Here is a 16,731-nt window from a genome sequence, read left to right as displayed (position 1 = left end):
TACTGAATATTAATATTGTAAACACTCGAGGGAGCGAGAGATTAGTGATTAAAAAAGCAATCATTCCAGCCGCTGGTTACGGCACAAGAAGCCTTCCAATTACAAAGGTAATTCCAAAAGAAATGTTTCCAATAGGTAATAAACCTGCGATTCATTATATTGTGGAAGAGGCTGTAAAGTCAGGTATTGAGCAAATATTAATTGTACTTTCTAGCAGAAAGGATTTAATAGTTGATTACTTTGATTATTCATTAGAATTGGAGGCTTTTTTAGAAAAAGAAAAAAAATCCCATCTGTTAAAAGGGCTTGCTATTCCTAATGTTCAAATCCATTATATAAGACAGCCATATGCGAGAGGACTTGGTGAAGCGATAAAATTAGGTGAAACATTTATTGGTAATGAACCTTTTGCTGTACTCTTGCCAGATGATATTGTAGTTTCGGATAAAGAAACTGCTTTAAATCAATTAATTAGTATTTATAAAGAGACGAAAAATAGTGTAATAGGCATTCATACGGTACCAGATGAGTGCATAGAGAAGTATGGTATTATTGAAGGGAATATTGTAAAGGGTAATTACATGAATATTACAAATATTATAGAAAAGCCAAAAGTAAATCCTCCATCTAATCTTGCAGTAATTGGCAGATATGTTTTCACGCCTGATATTTTTCCTTTATTAAAAAACATTCAACCTGGTGTTGGGGGGGAATATCAATTAACAGATGCGATTCATTCTTTAATTAGGACTAAAAAAGTATATGGAAAAATGATTGATGGGAAACGATTTGATATCGGACAAGAAGATGAATATATGCAGCTTCTTAATCTAATATATGGACAAAACAAAACAGGTAAAAATTAATTTATGGAAAAGGATTCAACCAACATACACTTGAAGTCAACAAGCGATTCCTGAAGATTTGATGAAACATATATATAAGTTAAGGGTAATTAAATATATTTATATCGTACCTTTGAATCAGAAGAGAATACAATCGATTTTCATTTAAATAAGAAAAGAAATCATATGGCTGCAAAGTGCTTTTTCAAAAAGCCTTGCGGTCTTTTCATGTTTCAAATCCTCATGTTATCGCAGGAGAACAAAATTCAACCTAACCGATTGTAATTGCAAAAAGAAAAAAGAAAAAAGATACCCTTAGGTATCTCAATCAGACAAGTAAAATATCTAAATAACATTACGGAACAGATCATTGTTTTATTAAGAAACGGGATCTTACCGCCAACCAAATATACATTCATACCTATAATCGATAGAAAACATCATTATATGTATTTCCTTACGACAAAAAATGGATTGCGAACCCTCAGTCATTCAAGGGTCCGGTTCGTTGATTCGTTAGAATTAGAGCTCGCAACTTTAGTCATGGGAGTATTAATTCAGATTATTCCTGATATTTTTCAGCTTTTGAGTACTTTCCTGAAAAAGTTCGTAATGCTGAGTCTTTATCTTCATAAAACAGCATCTTTACACAACGGATACCTTCAACTATCCCCCCATCCCGATTAAGCTACTTCAATTCTCTATCAAATGAAACTTTTATGTATTTTCTCACATTCTATTGCAACAAGCATATATTATATAGAAAACATTCCTTTCTAATGAAACTCATTAGGCCCTTTTTTGGGGCTTTTTTTAGGGTATGATTTTTTAATCGGGTATATGCCTTAATTTATACTTAAATATTTCCAAAGGCTTTGGTAATTAATTGATGTTTACATGTCTATTTAAACTAAAGATAACAAATTTGGTTTTATGACGTGGGAATTTCATTTGAAAAATGATAATAAATATATGCATCCAACACTTTATGTTTTGCTTGTTTTATATGTTAATTGTTTTATATGTTTTATATGTTTATATGTTTTAAGAGCATGAAATGTCTTGATATATAAGGGATTATAACTCTTAATTATAACAAAAGTGGTTCTAAAGATAACAAATTTGGTTTTAACTACAACAAAAATGGTTTTAAAGATAACAAGTTTGGTTGCTTAACTCTAACAAAGATGGTTTTAAAGGTAACAAACATGGTTTTAATCATAACAAACATGGTTTTAAAGGTAACAAATTTGGTTGCTTAACTCTAGCAAAAATAGTTCTAAAGGTAACAAATTTGGTTACTGAACTCTAGCAAAAATAATTCTAAAGATAACAAATTTAGTTTTAACCATAACAACAATGGTTCTAAAGGTAACAAATTTAGTTTTAACCATAACAACAGTGGTTCTAAAGATAACAAATTTAGTTTTAACCATAACAACAATGGCTCTAAAGATAACAAATTTATTTATATACTTTACCACTCTAAATATTCCCGAAAATTTTTCACTATTTAAATGATTTTCAGAATAATTTTATATAAAATAAAGGGCTTCTCAACAATAATAGTGAGGATTAAATTTTCTGAATTGATGGAAAATTAACTATAACAAAGGGAATATATTTGTTATAGTTAACAGAACAGTAGAGGTAAGAAAGAAGGGACGTATGTAGGTATGTCTGAAAATCAAGATTTGCAGATTAAAGAAAATAATATTGTTTCAAAATCAAATACTTTAATTGAAGCAAATTCACGTTTAAATTTAGTAGAACAAAAAATATTACTTTGTTTGGCTAGTAATATTGAACCCAATGATCGGGATTTTAAAACTTACACATTCCCCATCAAACATTTTCATGATCTACTTGGTCTAAATGGATCTACTAAATATTCGGAGTTAAGTAAAATTACAAAGGATTTATTATCAAAAGTAATTGAAATTCGGACGGGGGAAGAGCTGATACAGGTATCTTGGCTTTCTTCAGCAATTTACAACAGAAATAAAGGAACAATTGATATGCGTTTTGATCCGTTATTAAAGCCATTTCTATTAGAATTAAGTAGCAAGTTTACAAGCTATAGATTAGCTAATGTTATTAAATTGAAAAGTACATACGCTATACGTATTTATGAACTACTTAAACAATATGAAGATTTAAAGGAACGTACAATTAGTCTAGAAAATTTAAGGTATTACTTAGATGCAATGGATATATACCCTAACTATGCAAATTTTAAGCAACGTGTATTAAAACCTTCTCAAAAAGAATTGGACCAAAAAACAGATATTTCTTTTGAATTTGAAGAAATTAAATTAGGCAGGAAAGTACAAAAAATTAAATTTATTATCCGTGGCCAAAAAAAGAAAGATAACAATTTAGTTCATTTTGAAAAAAATTTAGATAAATTTCAACAGCCCAATACATTTGAACAAAAAATTAAAAATTTTGAAGAACGCTGTAAAGAAAAAGTGTTTCCTAAAGTGTTAAAAAAATGGGAAGCTCATAAAGAAATTGTATTAGAAATAATTGAGGATATACGATTTCGTTCAAATATTGATTCTCCAATAGGTTATGTAGAATTCACTCTAAATTCCCGATTAAAAGAACTGCCTAATAAAGAAATATCAACCCAAAGTAGTCAAATTGAGAATAAGTCTCATAATAATAGAGTATTAGAGATTGATAACATTATAGATTTAGTTATCAGTACATATTCAACATCTACAGGTGCTGTAGCTACATTTTTAGTTAAAGATACAGCAATTGAGAAACTAGTGAGAGTAGTTACATTAGAAGAAGCTGAAGCCATTTGGATAGAACACGAAACGTTTGTCATGGATAAAATTTATGAATACATTAAAAAGAATAGAAGAAAGAAAAGATACTAGATTTAAAATAAATTTGGATCATGTTGTTTACAGATTTCGCGATGTGGGAAAGCCCATATCGGACTTTAGTCCGCCTTTAGGCATGGGATGAAAGTATCGCTTTTTCATAGAAAAACAGTTGTGTTTTGGTTATACTTGAACGATAGACAAGCACAAGTCTTTAAAACGCCTATGTGTTCCTTGAAAACAAGATATCATATGGAGTTCGATAGCTGAATTCACGCTATCGGTAAAATGATATGTGTCGTCAAGAACAAGACGCTAAAACATATGAACACGCAACGATCTGTACGGTATGGTTATAGTACCGTAGCTCACGAACCTATACGGTCTGTCGTGAGAGTGGTGATGGCACACCGTAACCTTGCACGTCAGCGATACCAGAAATGGACTTCGCCTTTGGTAGCAAGAATCCCACTGACGTTAGTCAGCTTGCCCCTTTAGGGGTGGGAGTGTCAACTGAATCCCTATAAATATGTAGGAACTGTCCACTTAATAGAATCATACCCAAACTGAATTTTCTCCGCTGTATAGCTACATCCACCTACACCTGGATAAACAGGTGAAAATACATCGGGGAATTGAAATGCAGTTGAATCTAGTGTACAAAACCAACAACTCTAGCAAAATCTCGTAAGAAATTTGAAAACAAGCAGTTTTGAATTTCTTGAACAAGTAATTGTAATTCATCACATACGGAAATAGAGATACAAAACGCCATCCTTTCCTCTGGTTCTACAGGAAGAATAGCGTATTTTTTATTTTAGGGAGGCATTTTTTTAATTAACTTGATAACGATGGGATTATTATATGATTCTGGGGAAATTGTACGCTAAAGACTAAAAGTTTTACTAGGACAGCTTTCAAAAAATAAAAATCAAGGATTAATTGAACATTGAATTTGTACACAATTTATTGACAAAATTCTCGTTTGATGACGTACTTTTTATAAATATAGCCCACAGACACAAAAAAATATTTTAATTACTGAAAAATCATATCAATATATGACATGAGCTCATTTTGAAAAATTCCTCGTCAAAAAGAAGCATATATGTTGAAGAAGACATACTTTACACTATATTCCATTGGAAAGGTGAGGAAACGTATATGACTTTACATTACAAGAAAAATTTCATTATAATAAGCACGCCTTATTTCCCACATATTAATTTATCAGGTCTTCCTGAAGTAACAAGAATATCTTCATACTTTCCTGAAACTCCAAAAACGAAAAAACCACCAAAACCCCCAAAATTAAAAACATTGTGCTTTAGACAATTTGTAGAGCATAAAATCCAGTTAGTTCCTCCTGCAAAAAAAGGAACCATCAAAGTTGATAGACAGATATTTACTACGATTGAAAAGGTGTGTTCAGAAGTAGTCACTATTTCGGGATTTATCCGTAAGACTGTTACCTATACAGCAGTAGCTTATAACAAGGTAATTCCAAACCATAAGATCCAAAATGACGTTCCCTTTCAAGGCCTTATAGAATCAAAAGATATTAAAGAGGAGTATCAATTTAGCATCATCGAAGAAAAAATACTCGGTAATGTTTTTACACGTGAAGCTAACTTTGAAAATCCAAAGAAATTTCAAGTATACAAATGTCCCATTGCTTTCAATTTTATAGAGAAAGATGCTGTAAAAGTTTCTATAAAAATGAGTACGTAGAGTAATTCATATTCTCTTATCTTGAATATGAATTTAGCTCATTACAAATGACTAACTCTGCAATTACTGTTCTTTCTAACATAACTTATTATCTGCTGAAAAAGCATTTTTAATGGATTCAATACCCTCCCATCAACTTAAGAATTTTTACTACCGCTAAGTACAAAAAACGTTCTTTTTTCTTATTTCCTCTTTTCGGGAGATGGGCAAAAATACTTATATATAAAACTTAATTAATTGGTATATACTTCTTGAACCCCTTACTTATAGTTACATTGTAGAACAAGATCATCGTTTTATTAAAAAACGTGTGCGTTCTATGTTAGAATTCAAATCATTTAAAACAGCACCCTCTATATTAAGTGGTGTTGAAGCTATGCATATGATGCTATTTAATTTTTAGCACAATAAATATTGGCCAAACATATAATATAAATGGGTATCACTCACCCATTTATATTTATAGTTTCCTTTTAAGAACACCAACGGGCATTGGTGTTCTTTTAAGTAGGTTGGGTTTGAAAAATAAGAAGCTTTCTTAGTTACAAATTTATAAAACAAAGAAGCACTCAAAATGAGTGCTTCTTTGTTTTATATTTGTACTTGTTGTACTTGTAAAACTTTTAAAGTAAGATCTAGTACAATTTTTTCACGAAGTGTATCAAATGTTTCGTTTAATTCTGTTGGACAAGGGGAAAAATCTAATTCAAAGAAGTTAGCGCTGACTAATTCGCAATATGGTTGTTCGTTATAAACAACTGCATTTTCGAAGAAGTATTTGTCTAAACGTGGTAAATCACCGTTTTGTGGATTAATAAAGTGAGATGTTGTGTCTGAGGAAGCTGCTATTAGAGGTAGTGTTAAAAAATCACCCTCTGTTAAATCTGCAAAACCAGAGAATGGAACATTTGCAATGCGATCAAATAGCACTGAATTACATCCATCACCTGCATATTCAATATTTTTACGAATAAACCCTTGTACAAATAATTTTGCTCTTGTAACTCGGCGGTAAACTGTACCTGCTACTGGAGTAAACGCTACAGGAACTAACTTACATTGTGTTAAAAATACGTTTTTTAGGACACGTTTAATTTCAGTTGCTGCAGGTGCTAATGTAATATCGGTTTCTACAACAATTTGAATTGTTCTTTCAGCTAATACAACTGGGATTTTTACAATCGGTGCTCCTGGAGTAAGAATTGGTGTTGCAGTCTCATCACTTAGTGGTATTTGAGTTTGTCCCGCTGTTTGACAAGGTACATTAATTGGACATTGTTCGCTCATATTATCTAATCTCCTTTTTGAAATTACTTTATATTTTTAAAACTTTTCTATGTAAATATATTCATTTTTTGTATTGATGTATAAGCTTGTATAATAGGTTTTAAATTTTTTGTAGATTTTTTTGACTTTCTCATTAAGAATTTTCACGAGTTGGTACTTTATCAGTCATTCCTACATAAGCGTCGGATATTTCACATTGAATTATTAGAGAGAATCCCTAGGAAATTAAAAAGTCATGATATTGCTAAAACATTTGGAAGTGCTGAAAGTACAGTTAGGAAGTACGCCAATCCCTTGAAAAAGCAGGGTATGTTTTTCGGAAAAATGAAAACAATACAAGGATTTTTACTGATATAGATGCGTTAACATTTAGAGATTTGATCCAAGTTAGAAAAGAAGCTGGAGTAAACCTTGATATGGTAGCTTCCGTAGCAGTGATACGAAGACAGAAACAAGAATCACCGATACAAAGCGTGCACTCTTTGATAAATAAGGAATCAGAGGACGATTTAATTCCGCACAAAATAAAACAAGTTCCCAATCTCTTAATAGACACAATGATATCTATCACTAAATAAAGGATCCTAACATATTCTTGATATCACGAATGATTTTATGAGCATTTCATATTAGTATTATCTACCTGATTAAGTCTGTTTTTTAAAGCGACATATCAGCGATAATTTATGTCTATTCTGTCCATGTGTTAGCACTGTAAGTACATCCAAAATGTACTTATCTATATCACATTGTAAGTTCGTATATTTTTCTGACGATACTCCCCTAATCTATAGTGGTTTCTTGCCCTTAAATTTGTAAAAAACATTCTACACCAATAAGGGCTTCAACAATTCCGTTAATAATATTAACTCTTTACTCATATATAAATAATAGAGGCTGTAGCAATGAAATTTTTTAAGTAATTAGGGCATAAATTACTAATCTTTACATCTCTGATGTCCGCTAGTATTACTTAGAGAATATTCTAAAAATGAAAATTACTCCTGAGATATGATTGAAAAATCCGTACGATTTGAGTTATTTCCATTATGTTTGATATCTGGTTTAATTACGTAATTTGGTACCGTTGCTAAATAAGATCCATAATTTACTTTTTATAGGGAGTGGAATATATGGGGTCAACACAGTTAACAGGACGAGTAATCTTCAAAGGAGATCCAGGTTATTTAGAAGCAGTTAAAAATTGGAATCCTTATGTTGATGTCTTTCCTCTCGTCTTTGTTTTTGCACAAGATTCAGGCGATGTAAGTATTGCTATTAAATGGGCTCGTGAGAATAAAGTTCCCTTACGTGTCAGAAGTGGTCGACATGCTCTAGATAAGAACCTTTCAGTAGTAAATGGGGGACTTGTTATTGATGTGAGTGACATGAATAACGTTTCTTTAGATAAAAAAAATGCGATTGCAACCGTTCAAACAGGAATTCACGTTGGCCCATTAGTAAAAGGATTAGCTCGTGAAGGTTTTATGGCTCCTTTTGGAGATAGCCCAACGGTTGGAATCGGAGGAATTACGATGGGTGGCGGATTTGGAGTACTTTCACGATCGATTGGTCTTATAAGTGATAACCTTCTTGCATTGGAAATGGTAGATGCGAAAGGCGAAATTCTTCAAGCGGATCATTGTAACAACGAAGATTTACTATGGGCTTCGAGAGGTGGTGGAGGTGGTAATTTTGGATATAATACTGAATACACTTTTAAAGTTCGTCGTGCCCCTAAAACAGCAACCGTCTTCAATATCATTTGGCCGTGGGAACAATTTGAATCGGTGTTTAGAGCTTGGCAAGAATGGGCGCCGTTTGTAGATTCACGATTAGGATGCTTACTCGAGATTTATAGCAAAGTAAATGGATTATGTCATGCTGAAGGTATTTTCTTAGGTTCAAAAGATGAAGCAATCGAATTATTAGAACCTTTAACTAGTATTGGAACCCCAACACAAATAGTTATAGAAACTTTACCTTATCCGGATGCTATAGACTTTTTAGATCCAGATGAACCAATACCTGGTAGATCTGATCAGAGTGTTAAGTTTTCTTCGGCTTGGGCACTTGATCTTTGGTCAGAAGAACCTATTTCGATAATGAGAAAATTTTTAGAAGAAGCTACTGGGACAGAAGCCAATTTCTTTTTTATAAATTGGGGTGGTGCTATAAGTAAAGTACCTAGCAGTAAAACAGCTTTCTTTTGGCGAAGTCCATTGTTTTATACGGAATGGACTGCTAGTTGGAAAAACAAATCAGAAGAGGCTTCAAATCTGGCATCAGTTGAAAGGGTACGCCAACTGATACGACCATATGTAACAGGTTCTTATGTGAATGTTCCGGATCAAAATATTGAAGATTTCGGAAAAGCATATTATGGATCAAACTTTGAAAAACTTCGAAAAGTAAAAGCGAAGTATGACCCTGAAAACTTATTTCGTTTCCCTCAAAGCATACCACCATCTTCATCTTGTTAAATAGTTTATTTGTTTTACAAAACAAACTAAACTCCCTAGATTTTGAAATGCACCTCAATCGTTGATACCCTCTAACAATTGAGGTGCATTTTTCACATAAGAAAGTTTACATTCTTATTGGCGTAAAAGCAAACGTATATGAAATTCCCGAGATTTATATTAAAAATTTTGCATAATTCATTTTCACTTTAACTGGTGATACACCAAATACCTTTTCATAAAACTCAATAGACTTCTCTAAATCAGTAACATTTATACCTACATGAACATACTTCATTGCTAATTCCACCCTTTTAAATTCAATTAATCAATTTTTTTGATTAATATAGATCTTACTTCTTCGTCATAACAGAATTTAAAAGCTATCAAATCACTAAAATACAGCAACGTAAGGAACGAAAATGATTTGTGTGAAGAATTCCTTTACCATTCCTTTTTATAATCTTGAGGGGATTTCAATTCTACTAGATGACCATAAGCCCAAGTAATATTTCCTCCACTTGGTAATAAAGAACATGGTGGAACATAAAAATGACCATCTTTCTTTTCAACTTTCGGGAATGCTTCAGCATACGCTTTCGCTTGATTTGGCTTCTCTGCTAGGATTAATACGGACATGTTTTTAACTTCCTCTCACTTTAAAATTTTGTATACAAAAAGGAGCAGCATGGATTATGCTACTCCCGAAAACATTGTGAACTTGTGTAATTGTGTACATTTACACATCAAATCTCTAAAGCAACATATCGTTATGTCGCCCTTTTAAAGCACACTATTTCATTTATTCCATTAGATTCCTTTCTTTTCTTGACGAATATAATCCTTTAAATAGGAACCAAATCCACTTTTTATGGTTTCATAATTATCTTTAATGAAATTATATTGTTCTCTATCTAAGTGCGATTGATTTTTAATATAAGATCGATTAGGAAGTATCAATGCATGTGAATAATCGATTCCTGCATTAGCTGATTTACTAGAAGGTGCGTGAAAACCATTAGGATGATTTAAATTTGATCTTAATGGTAATAAAAAATCTTTGTCTTCTACCCTTACCTTCACATACACATAAGGTCTCTTCACCTGTTTTGAAACGTTGTTTTCATCCAACATATTTTTGAAATGACTATTTTCTTCAAAGTACTTTTTATTTAAATGTACAACTTCAATTTTTTAGTCATAGTGATTTTCCCCTTCAACAAAAAAAGGCAACCAATATGGTTGCCTTTAAACTTTATTGCATTAAATTTAATCATCGTTCTTTTCATTTATGTCATTACGGAGATGAACGAGTAAAAACTCCGCTAAATATGTGCCTGTTCTTTTTATTTATGTCATTGCGGAGGTGAATCAGAAAAGAACTCCGCTCAATTTCTATATCTATTAGGGGTAGCGTTGTAAATCCGCATTTTCCTGACGCTACCCCATGCCCATCAAGCTAAGAAAATAAATCAACCCCAAAACGAAAAAATGAGCTAAATTTACATAAGTAACTGTAGAGAGAAAATTTTGTTTTTGGGGATACTTCAAAAATTTAGTTTGATGGGAATGTGGCGAGATCCTGTTTCAAAATGGTACAATATGTAAAAATACATAATAAGGAGAATACTAATGAGACTTTGTTTTATTGGGGGAGGAAATCCTTTAGCTGGGGAACTTGATGATGTAATGAATTATTTATTAAATCACGTTGAAGTAGGAAATAAAGTTTTAATAATTCCTTTTGCAACGGAGGATTCAAAACTTGATAGATGGTTTAACTCTACAAAAAAATCATTTGAGGATATAGGGATGGAGCATATTAAACTTCTCAACTATCGACTCACGAATCAAGAAATGCAAAAAGAAATCAGAGAACATGATATTCTTTATTTTACTGGCGGTAGACCAGAAAAGTTAATGGAAAGTTTAACGGAAAAAGAATTAATACAAGCTGTCAAAGAATTTTCGGGATTAATGGTAGGTGTTAGTGCTGGTGCTTTAGTTTTTTGTAAAGATTGTATCATAACAAAAGATGAAGATTATCCTGAAACACAAGTAATAAAGGGTTTAGATTTAGTAGAGTTTAGTGTAGAAGTTCACTATGATGGAAGTATTGACGAGGAATTATTCCTTTTATCAGACAGCAGGGATATATACGCCATTCCGAATGGTAGTGCAATATTTTGGAATGAAGAAGTAGTCACACCTATTCATAATGTTTTTAATTTTAGTAAGAGAAATAAAAAACATTATAGTCAAGTGTACAAATATTCAAACATATCCACTCCTTCTTAGGCTAACGGGTACTAGAGTTGAAGAGGAAATAAAAAAACGAATCCTCAAATAACTTCTGATAACGAATTTTATGTGAACTAAAAAATATATTGAATCTAAGTAATGCGTAAAAAATAGGAGTTGGAATAGGAGAGAGCAATGATTTTAAAGAGTGAGATCACAAAGTTAGTGCCGTCAAATGTTAAATTAGGCTTTTATTTACTAGATACCAAAACAAAAGAGCAAATAGTGATAAATGAAAATGACTGGTTTCCATTAGCTAGTGTTTCAAAATTAATCACAGCCATTTTCGCTTTAGCTAAAAATATCAATATAAAAAGAGAAAACATTTTTAATGTCATTAGTAAGCATTGTGGTAGTTCTTATAAAAGATTATTGGAAGAAATATCAAGTGAAGAAATAAACCGCCGACTTGTAGAGTTAAATATAGAAATAAAAGTTGATAATGATAATAAAGACATAGCCAATAACTTGGGTACTCCTAATGGAATACATAAAATTTTGTCACTTTTATTAGAAGGAGAACTTTTGGACAGTATTTCTAAACATTTAATTATAAAGAGCTTAGAACAACAAAATGATGAAGATGGTTTTAAGTTAAATAAATATTATAATTGGTATCATATGACTGGTGGTCTCGATGGGGTCTGTAATGATATAGGATATTTCGAATTTGAAGATAGAAAGATTATTGTAATAGGTCTAATTGAAACTACTGATACAAATGCTGAATGGTATCACCTTGAAGAGATTCTACAAAAAATAGGAAGAATAATAGTGAGTAATTACTAATAATACAGATTATATCTAGAAAAGTCCCTTCAGATCTTCTGAAGGGACTTTTCTAGATATAATGAATACCGATAAGTGGTGTTATGTTAACTTGGTAAAAACACGTTATATAAAAGGGTTTCCTTACTTTTATCGAGAATATACTTATGTTCTTGATTTGTTAATTAAAAGGGAGCGTTAATGATGAAATTTAATCAATTATTTTTATTTATTATTGGGGCATTTGTATGTAGTTTAGTATTTAATTTTGTTACAGGTAAATTTGAATGGAGTGTTTTTTACTTATTGATATTAGGGGCAGTTTCAGGTTATCAAATTGGTAAAAATGAAATCAAAAAACAGGTAAACAATGTAAATTAAACTACCAATAATGAGAATTATGTAAAAAAAGTTAGCATGGATTTAGCTTTTTTCTTTTTTGTCCATAATGCTCTAACCTCTTTGTTTATTGTGTTTTGAATGTATACTTTTATTATTGATTTTGGAGGGAATGGGTGAATTGAAATGGAGTCAATAAAATCAAGGAAATGAAAGTAAACTAATATTTAAAAGTTTACATTGGGACGGTTTAAGAAAAATACATTCACTTCTTATGAAAAGTAGTCATAGGAGGTGAATGTATGAATGAAGAAAATATTGTTTTAGTTTGAGCTCCTGTTGAACCAAGTCTAATTGGTCTGACAAAGAGCTTCTATTTCACCATTCATTTTTACCACAGGTCCAACAGGAGCAACAGGAACGGCAATAATACTTGTATTTATTTGGATCATTAACGATTTTACTTAGATTAATTCAGACAGCTATACCTAACGTGAATCTTAAACTTCAGGAGGCGAGCCCCCTTTTATATATTGAAAGCCATTTGGAGTGAATTCATGTTCTTTATACATTATGAAATGGATTTATAGTTGTGATATAAGGACTTGCTGTTAATATTTATTTTAATTTTTATAGGTTTTTTTCTTATACTTGTACGTTTGCGGATTCATAAGCTATAAGGTGTAAGTGGGTGAAAGATAAGGTTGGTGTATAAATGAGTAAATTTAATAAGAAATTTCATATTCCGTGTGAATGTTTTCTTCCCCCTGTACCTATACCTGAAATTGGACCAACGGGTCCAACAGGACCAACAGGACCAACGGGTCCAACAGGACCAACAGGACCAACGGGACCAACGGGTCCAACAGGACCAACAGGACCAACGGGACCAACGGGTCCAACAGGAGTAACAGGACCAACGGGTCCAACAGCGGTAGCATGTTGTCCATGTACTAATATTCTTGATAACCCTGGTTTTGACGTGCCAGGTGTAACAGGTGATGCAGTTCCAGGTTGGATTCAAAATGGAAATGTTTCAGAAGTAGGTTTTCCAAACGCCCATAGTGGTCGTATTCTTTCAAATGGGACACTTAGTATCTTAGCTGCGTCAATTGAACCAGGTGGAAGTATTAATCAATCGGTTGATGTTGGCGAAGGTTGTTGTTTTACGTTTTCTTTTGCTGCGGATATAAGGGATGGTGCATTTCTTATAGCTTCTGTATCTTTCCCAGAACTTGGACATGGATGTCCTCCTCTCCCTGCAACTCTTGGCCCGTCAAATATTCCGAATATTGTCCCAGCTTCGAATCAACCGCAATCTAGTTTCCAACATTATACTCTTGTTGTGTGTATACCTGCTGGTGTGACTACAGCATGTGTTGCTTTCCAAAATATTGCTACAGGTGGGGAAGGAGCAACAGCTTTTGTTGATAATGTTGTATTCCAACCTACTGGTGGACCTTGTACTTCATGTGCACAGAATTTTTAATGCATTGATGTATTTGCAGTTTTTTGATGAGGTTTTTAGTATAAAAAAAGAGAAGGATTATACAAATCTTTCTCTTTTTTATTTATAAACTATTATCTATTGGGGTACAGACAACGTACTAACATAAAACTCACGCTAAGGAAAAGAAATCCCTTTATATCAAGGTTTCTAGCGTAACAAAAAAGGGCGTGGCAAATAATGTTACGAATTATTTTTGATACACTATTTTGTTACAGCTAAATTGGCTAAATAACAGCTAACGCTTCTTGAAACCAATGTTGTAACTTAAATGAACGTTTTTGTTACAATCCTTAGCGTACGAAAATTAAGGTTTCTACTTCGAAAAAATGTTTTAACGTGGGTTTTATGTCATTTGGTTGGCGGGACCCCTTGTAGGGCTTTTTTCTTTGCAGGAATTTTACACCTACCATTGAATACTCTCACTATGGAGGTGTTGTGACGCTATGACGGACGAGATTGTTTATTCTGCTAGTGAAGTATACAAAAGGCTAGGAATATCCGCTAGTAATTTACATCCTTATATTAAATCTACAAGGTGTCAATAGAATATGTAAATATACATATTGTATTTATTTGGGTTTTTTGTATGTTAAAATTAAATATAGGGATTTTTATATATAATGAACCACAAGTAGGAATATCCAATGAATTTTGAGAGGTGTTACATGTTTAAAAATAGGAAATTAATTCGATTTTGTCTAACATTATTTGTATGTTTATCTGTAATTGATTTTACAATCGGTTATTTTCAAACATATCTTGAATCAGCAGCAGATATTAAATGGGTAATACCAGAGATTTGGAAAACTATTTTGATAGATGTTCCTGAAAGCATACTTGTTATTTTAGGTGCAATAGCTTTATATGATTTCACAAAAGAGACATCGCCAAAAGACGCATCAATCTAAATGCGTCTTTTTTCAATTTTCTTCAATTAGCAATTTCGTGGAGAGTCTTGCTGTAAAAGCAGAATAAGAGACTTTTTATTTTAGGGAATGACTTAAGCATCAGTGCAATTGCATCCGTTGTAGCGTTATGCGGTGGCTTGTTCATTATGGTTGGCAGCCAGGAGCGCGGATTTTCGTTAATTTCAAGAGCTGGGATTGGTTATATAGTAGTTCAAATGATTCCGTTGTTTATGAGATTGTTAGTTGAAATTGCTAAAGCTATTTAGTCCTACACTTGTAGGGCTTTTTTCTTTGCAGGAATTTTACACCTACCATTGAATACTCTCACTATGGAGGTGTTGTGACGCTATGACGGACGAGATTGTTTATTCCGCTAGTGAAGTATACAAACGACTAGGAATAAGTGATAGCACCCTTAGAAAGTACATGGAAGTATTGCAGCGAGAGGGATTCGCAGTAAAGAAAGATAATCGTGGTAGACGCCAATACACAGAGCATGACGTTATGGTAATTGATAAGTTAATTGAACTCAGTAAGCATGACGGTATGACGTTAGAAAAGGCAGCGAAGATGATTGCGCAGCGTTTAGAAATCGCCAATCCAAATGCGGAGACAGAGGCACCCCACGAAACCGATTTAATCCCATTCCATATCCAACAGCAACTCCAACAACAGTACAGCGTTATGGCACAAGAAATGAATCAAGGTATGTTAGCGATGGAGAAGCGATTAAGTGAGCAGGAAAAGCAAAGCAATGAGGAGATCAAAGCTAGTATAGAGCAACATAATGAACGAGTGGAAAAACGATTAGAAGCGCGGGTTCTGGTGCAAAAAATCTCTTAAACTTGGACATACTGATATTACTACTCTACAAAAGGTGTGTGATCAGTATGGAAAAGGAGAATTTGTTCAAATGGAAGCATTATCATCCTGAACTAATCTTATTAACAGTAAGGTGGTACCTACGGTACAATTTGAGCTTTCGTAACCTGGTGGAAATGATGGAGGAAAGAGGATTATCAATTGCTCACACAACGATTATGCGCTGGGTTCATCAATATGGACCTCAATTAGAAGAGAAAGTACGACATCATCTAAAATCAACCAATGATTCATGGAGAGTCGATGAAACCTATATTAAAGTAAAAGGGCAATGGATGTATTTATATCGTGCCGTTGATTCAAAAGGGAATACCATTGATTTTCATCTAAGTAAATCAAGAGATAAACAAGCCGCCAAGTGCTTTTTCAAGAAAGCCCTTGCTTTTTCGTACGTTTCTAAACCTCGCGTGATAACAGTAGATAAGAACCCTGCCTACCCTGTAGCAATTCAAGCGTTGAAAGAAGAAAAACATATGCCTGAAGGCATCAAGCTAAGACAAGTTAGATATCTCAATAATATAGTGGAACAAGATCATCGTTTTATTAAGAAACGTGTGCGTTCTATGTTAGGGTTCAAGTCTTTTGGCACAGCTACATCCATTCTTGCAGGAGTAGAAGCTATGCATATGATTAAAAAAGAACAGATTGATTTACGGGATCAGTCTGTTCAAAATCAGAAAGAATTCATCCATCAATTGTTTGGGCTAACAGCATAAAATACAATTCTGCTCGAAATATATGCGCTATATTCTCTTTTATTTTATCTTTGCACCAGAACCCTTTTTATAAAAGTAATCCCTCAGTTCCAAGAGAAGCTCACCATTCTCAATTTTAGTTAGAAACATTTCTCACAAATAACGC

The 16,731-nt window shown here is 32.8% G+C and carries 13 protein-coding genes and 6 pseudogenes; 14 read left to right on the top strand and 5 right to left on the bottom strand.

Annotated features, from left to right (window positions below):
- The first annotated feature begins 44 nt into the window (after nucleotides 1-44).
- From ACFWDE_RS18305 to ACFWDE_RS18295, 3 genes and pseudogenes are all read left to right on the top strand, one after another.
- Complete coding sequence (locus ACFWDE_RS18305) at nucleotides 45-866, top strand: UTP--glucose-1-phosphate uridylyltransferase (protein ID WP_377893781.1); 822 nt, start codon at nucleotides 45-47, stop codon at nucleotides 864-866.
- Between the two features lie 93 nt (nucleotides 867-959).
- Nucleotides 960-1,234, top strand: a pseudogene (locus ACFWDE_RS18300) (DDE-type integrase/transposase/recombinase); the annotation flags it as partial.
- A 1,287-nt stretch (nucleotides 1,235-2,521) separates the two neighbouring features.
- Nucleotides 2,522-3,736, top strand: a complete 1,215-nt coding sequence (locus ACFWDE_RS18295; RefSeq protein WP_377893780.1) for a replication initiation protein — start codon at nucleotides 2,522-2,524, stop codon at nucleotides 3,734-3,736.
- Between the two features lie 469 nt (nucleotides 3,737-4,205).
- Here the strand turns inward: ACFWDE_RS18295 and ACFWDE_RS30570 are convergent.
- A pseudogene (locus ACFWDE_RS30570) lies at nucleotides 4,206-4,445 on the bottom strand (hypothetical protein); the annotation flags it as partial.
- Between the two features lie 401 nt (nucleotides 4,446-4,846).
- On the opposite strand from ACFWDE_RS30570, the gene ACFWDE_RS18290 reads away from it, so the two are divergent.
- Entirely contained in the window at nucleotides 4,847-5,413 is a 567-nt protein-coding gene (locus ACFWDE_RS18290) for a hypothetical protein (protein WP_377893778.1), read from the top strand.
- Between the two features lie 274 nt (nucleotides 5,414-5,687).
- Nucleotides 5,688-5,816 (top strand): annotated as a pseudogene (locus ACFWDE_RS18285) (DDE-type integrase/transposase/recombinase); the annotation flags it as partial.
- Between the two features lie 188 nt (nucleotides 5,817-6,004).
- Here the strand turns inward: ACFWDE_RS18285 and ACFWDE_RS18280 are convergent.
- Complete coding sequence (locus tag ACFWDE_RS18280) at nucleotides 6,005-6,700, bottom strand: CsxC family protein (RefSeq protein ID WP_377893776.1); 696 nt, start codon at nucleotides 6,698-6,700, stop codon at nucleotides 6,005-6,007.
- 1,133 nt (nucleotides 6,701-7,833) lie between these two features.
- Between ACFWDE_RS18280 and ACFWDE_RS18275 the strand changes: the two genes are divergently transcribed.
- Nucleotides 7,834-9,183 (top strand): FAD-binding oxidoreductase, encoded by a 1,350-nt coding sequence (locus ACFWDE_RS18275; protein ID WP_377893774.1) that lies wholly within the window; start codon nucleotides 7,834-7,836, stop codon nucleotides 9,181-9,183.
- Nucleotides 9,184-9,340: 157 nt separating this feature from the next.
- On the opposite strand, the pseudogene ACFWDE_RS18270 reads toward ACFWDE_RS18275, so the two are convergent.
- The 3 genes and pseudogenes from ACFWDE_RS18270 to ACFWDE_RS18260 all read right to left on the bottom strand — a co-directional run.
- Nucleotides 9,341-9,460, bottom strand: a pseudogene (locus tag ACFWDE_RS18270) (VOC family protein); the annotation flags it as partial.
- 149 nt (nucleotides 9,461-9,609) lie between these two features.
- Nucleotides 9,610-9,801: pseudogene (locus tag ACFWDE_RS18265) on the bottom strand (toprim domain-containing protein); the annotation flags it as partial.
- Between the two features lie 171 nt (nucleotides 9,802-9,972).
- Complete coding sequence (locus ACFWDE_RS18260) at nucleotides 9,973-10,251, bottom strand: hypothetical protein (RefSeq protein WP_377893771.1); 279 nt, start codon at nucleotides 10,249-10,251, stop codon at nucleotides 9,973-9,975.
- Between the two features lie 543 nt (nucleotides 10,252-10,794).
- Here ACFWDE_RS18260 and ACFWDE_RS18255 point away from each other — a divergent pair.
- The 8 genes and pseudogenes from ACFWDE_RS18255 to ACFWDE_RS18225 all read left to right on the top strand — a co-directional run bounded on the left by ACFWDE_RS18255 (nucleotide 10,795) and on the right by ACFWDE_RS18225 (nucleotide 16,586).
- Nucleotides 10,795-11,460, top strand: a complete 666-nt coding sequence (locus ACFWDE_RS18255) for a Type 1 glutamine amidotransferase-like domain-containing protein (protein WP_377893768.1) — start codon at nucleotides 10,795-10,797, stop codon at nucleotides 11,458-11,460.
- Nucleotides 11,461-11,598: 138 nt separating this feature from the next.
- The gene (locus ACFWDE_RS18250; protein ID WP_377893766.1) at nucleotides 11,599-12,252 is read left to right on the top strand and encodes a serine hydrolase; all 654 of its coding nucleotides are present in this window, start codon (nucleotides 11,599-11,601) and stop codon (nucleotides 12,250-12,252) included.
- A gap of 183 nt (nucleotides 12,253-12,435) precedes the next feature.
- Nucleotides 12,436-12,612, top strand: a complete 177-nt coding sequence (locus ACFWDE_RS18245; RefSeq protein ID WP_377893763.1) for a D-alanyl-D-alanine carboxypeptidase — start codon at nucleotides 12,436-12,438, stop codon at nucleotides 12,610-12,612.
- Between the two features lie 673 nt (nucleotides 12,613-13,285).
- Nucleotides 13,286-14,059: a collagen-like protein gene (locus tag ACFWDE_RS18240; protein ID WP_377893760.1), complete on the top strand. Its 774-nt coding sequence runs from the start codon at nucleotides 13,286-13,288 to the stop codon at nucleotides 14,057-14,059.
- A gap of 464 nt (nucleotides 14,060-14,523) precedes the next feature.
- Nucleotides 14,524-14,607 (top strand): annotated as a pseudogene (locus ACFWDE_RS30565) (DUF3967 domain-containing protein); the annotation flags it as partial.
- 117 nt (nucleotides 14,608-14,724) lie between these two features.
- The gene (locus ACFWDE_RS18235; RefSeq protein ID WP_377893758.1) at nucleotides 14,725-14,988 is read left to right on the top strand and encodes a DUF3937 family protein; all 264 of its coding nucleotides are present in this window, start codon (nucleotides 14,725-14,727) and stop codon (nucleotides 14,986-14,988) included.
- A gap of 348 nt (nucleotides 14,989-15,336) precedes the next feature.
- Complete coding sequence (locus tag ACFWDE_RS18230; protein ID WP_377893757.1) at nucleotides 15,337-15,831, top strand: MerR family transcriptional regulator; 495 nt, start codon at nucleotides 15,337-15,339, stop codon at nucleotides 15,829-15,831.
- 47 nt (nucleotides 15,832-15,878) lie between these two features.
- Complete coding sequence (locus ACFWDE_RS18225) at nucleotides 15,879-16,586, top strand: IS6-like element ISBwe3 family transposase (RefSeq protein ID WP_377893755.1); 708 nt, start codon at nucleotides 15,879-15,881, stop codon at nucleotides 16,584-16,586.
- Nucleotides 16,587-16,731: the final 145 nt, after the last annotated feature.

The organism is Bacillus sp. NPDC060175, from assembly GCF_042728695.1.
GTDB lineage: Bacteria > Bacillota > Bacilli > Bacillales > Bacillaceae_G > Bacillus_A.
The sequence above is the reverse complement of the archived record's forward strand: the minus strand, read 5'-3'. Positions and strand labels throughout refer to the sequence as shown.

What these genes read in the sequence shown, in the direction of transcription:
- ACFWDE_RS18290 (WP_377893778.1), top strand. Translation starts at nt 4,847, where the DNA reads ATGACTTTACATTACAAGAAAAATTTCATTATAATAAGCACGCCTTAT.
- ACFWDE_RS18275 (WP_377893774.1), top strand. Translation starts at nt 7,834, where the DNA reads ATGGGGTCAACACAGTTAACAGGACGAGTAATCTTCAAAGGAGATCCA.
- ACFWDE_RS18295 (WP_377893780.1), top strand. Translation starts at nt 2,522, where the DNA reads ATGTCTGAAAATCAAGATTTGCAGATTAAAGAAAATAATATTGTTTCA.
- ACFWDE_RS18250 (WP_377893766.1), top strand. Translation starts at nt 11,599, where the DNA reads ATGATTTTAAAGAGTGAGATCACAAAGTTAGTGCCGTCAAATGTTAAA.
- ACFWDE_RS18230 (WP_377893757.1), top strand. Translation starts at nt 15,337, where the DNA reads ATGACGGACGAGATTGTTTATTCCGCTAGTGAAGTATACAAACGACTA.
- ACFWDE_RS18245 (WP_377893763.1), top strand. Translation starts at nt 12,436, where the DNA reads ATGAAATTTAATCAATTATTTTTATTTATTATTGGGGCATTTGTATGT.
- ACFWDE_RS18280 (WP_377893776.1), bottom strand. Translation starts at nt 6,700, where the DNA reads ATGAGCGAACAATGTCCAATTAATGTACCTTGTCAAACAGCGGGACAA.
- ACFWDE_RS18235 (WP_377893758.1), top strand. Translation starts at nt 14,725, where the DNA reads ATGAATTTTGAGAGGTGTTACATGTTTAAAAATAGGAAATTAATTCGA.
- ACFWDE_RS18255 (WP_377893768.1), top strand. Translation starts at nt 10,795, where the DNA reads ATGAGACTTTGTTTTATTGGGGGAGGAAATCCTTTAGCTGGGGAACTT.
- ACFWDE_RS18225 (WP_377893755.1), top strand. Translation starts at nt 15,879, where the DNA reads ATGGAAAAGGAGAATTTGTTCAAATGGAAGCATTATCATCCTGAACTA.
- ACFWDE_RS18240 (WP_377893760.1), top strand. Translation starts at nt 13,286, where the DNA reads ATGAGTAAATTTAATAAGAAATTTCATATTCCGTGTGAATGTTTTCTT.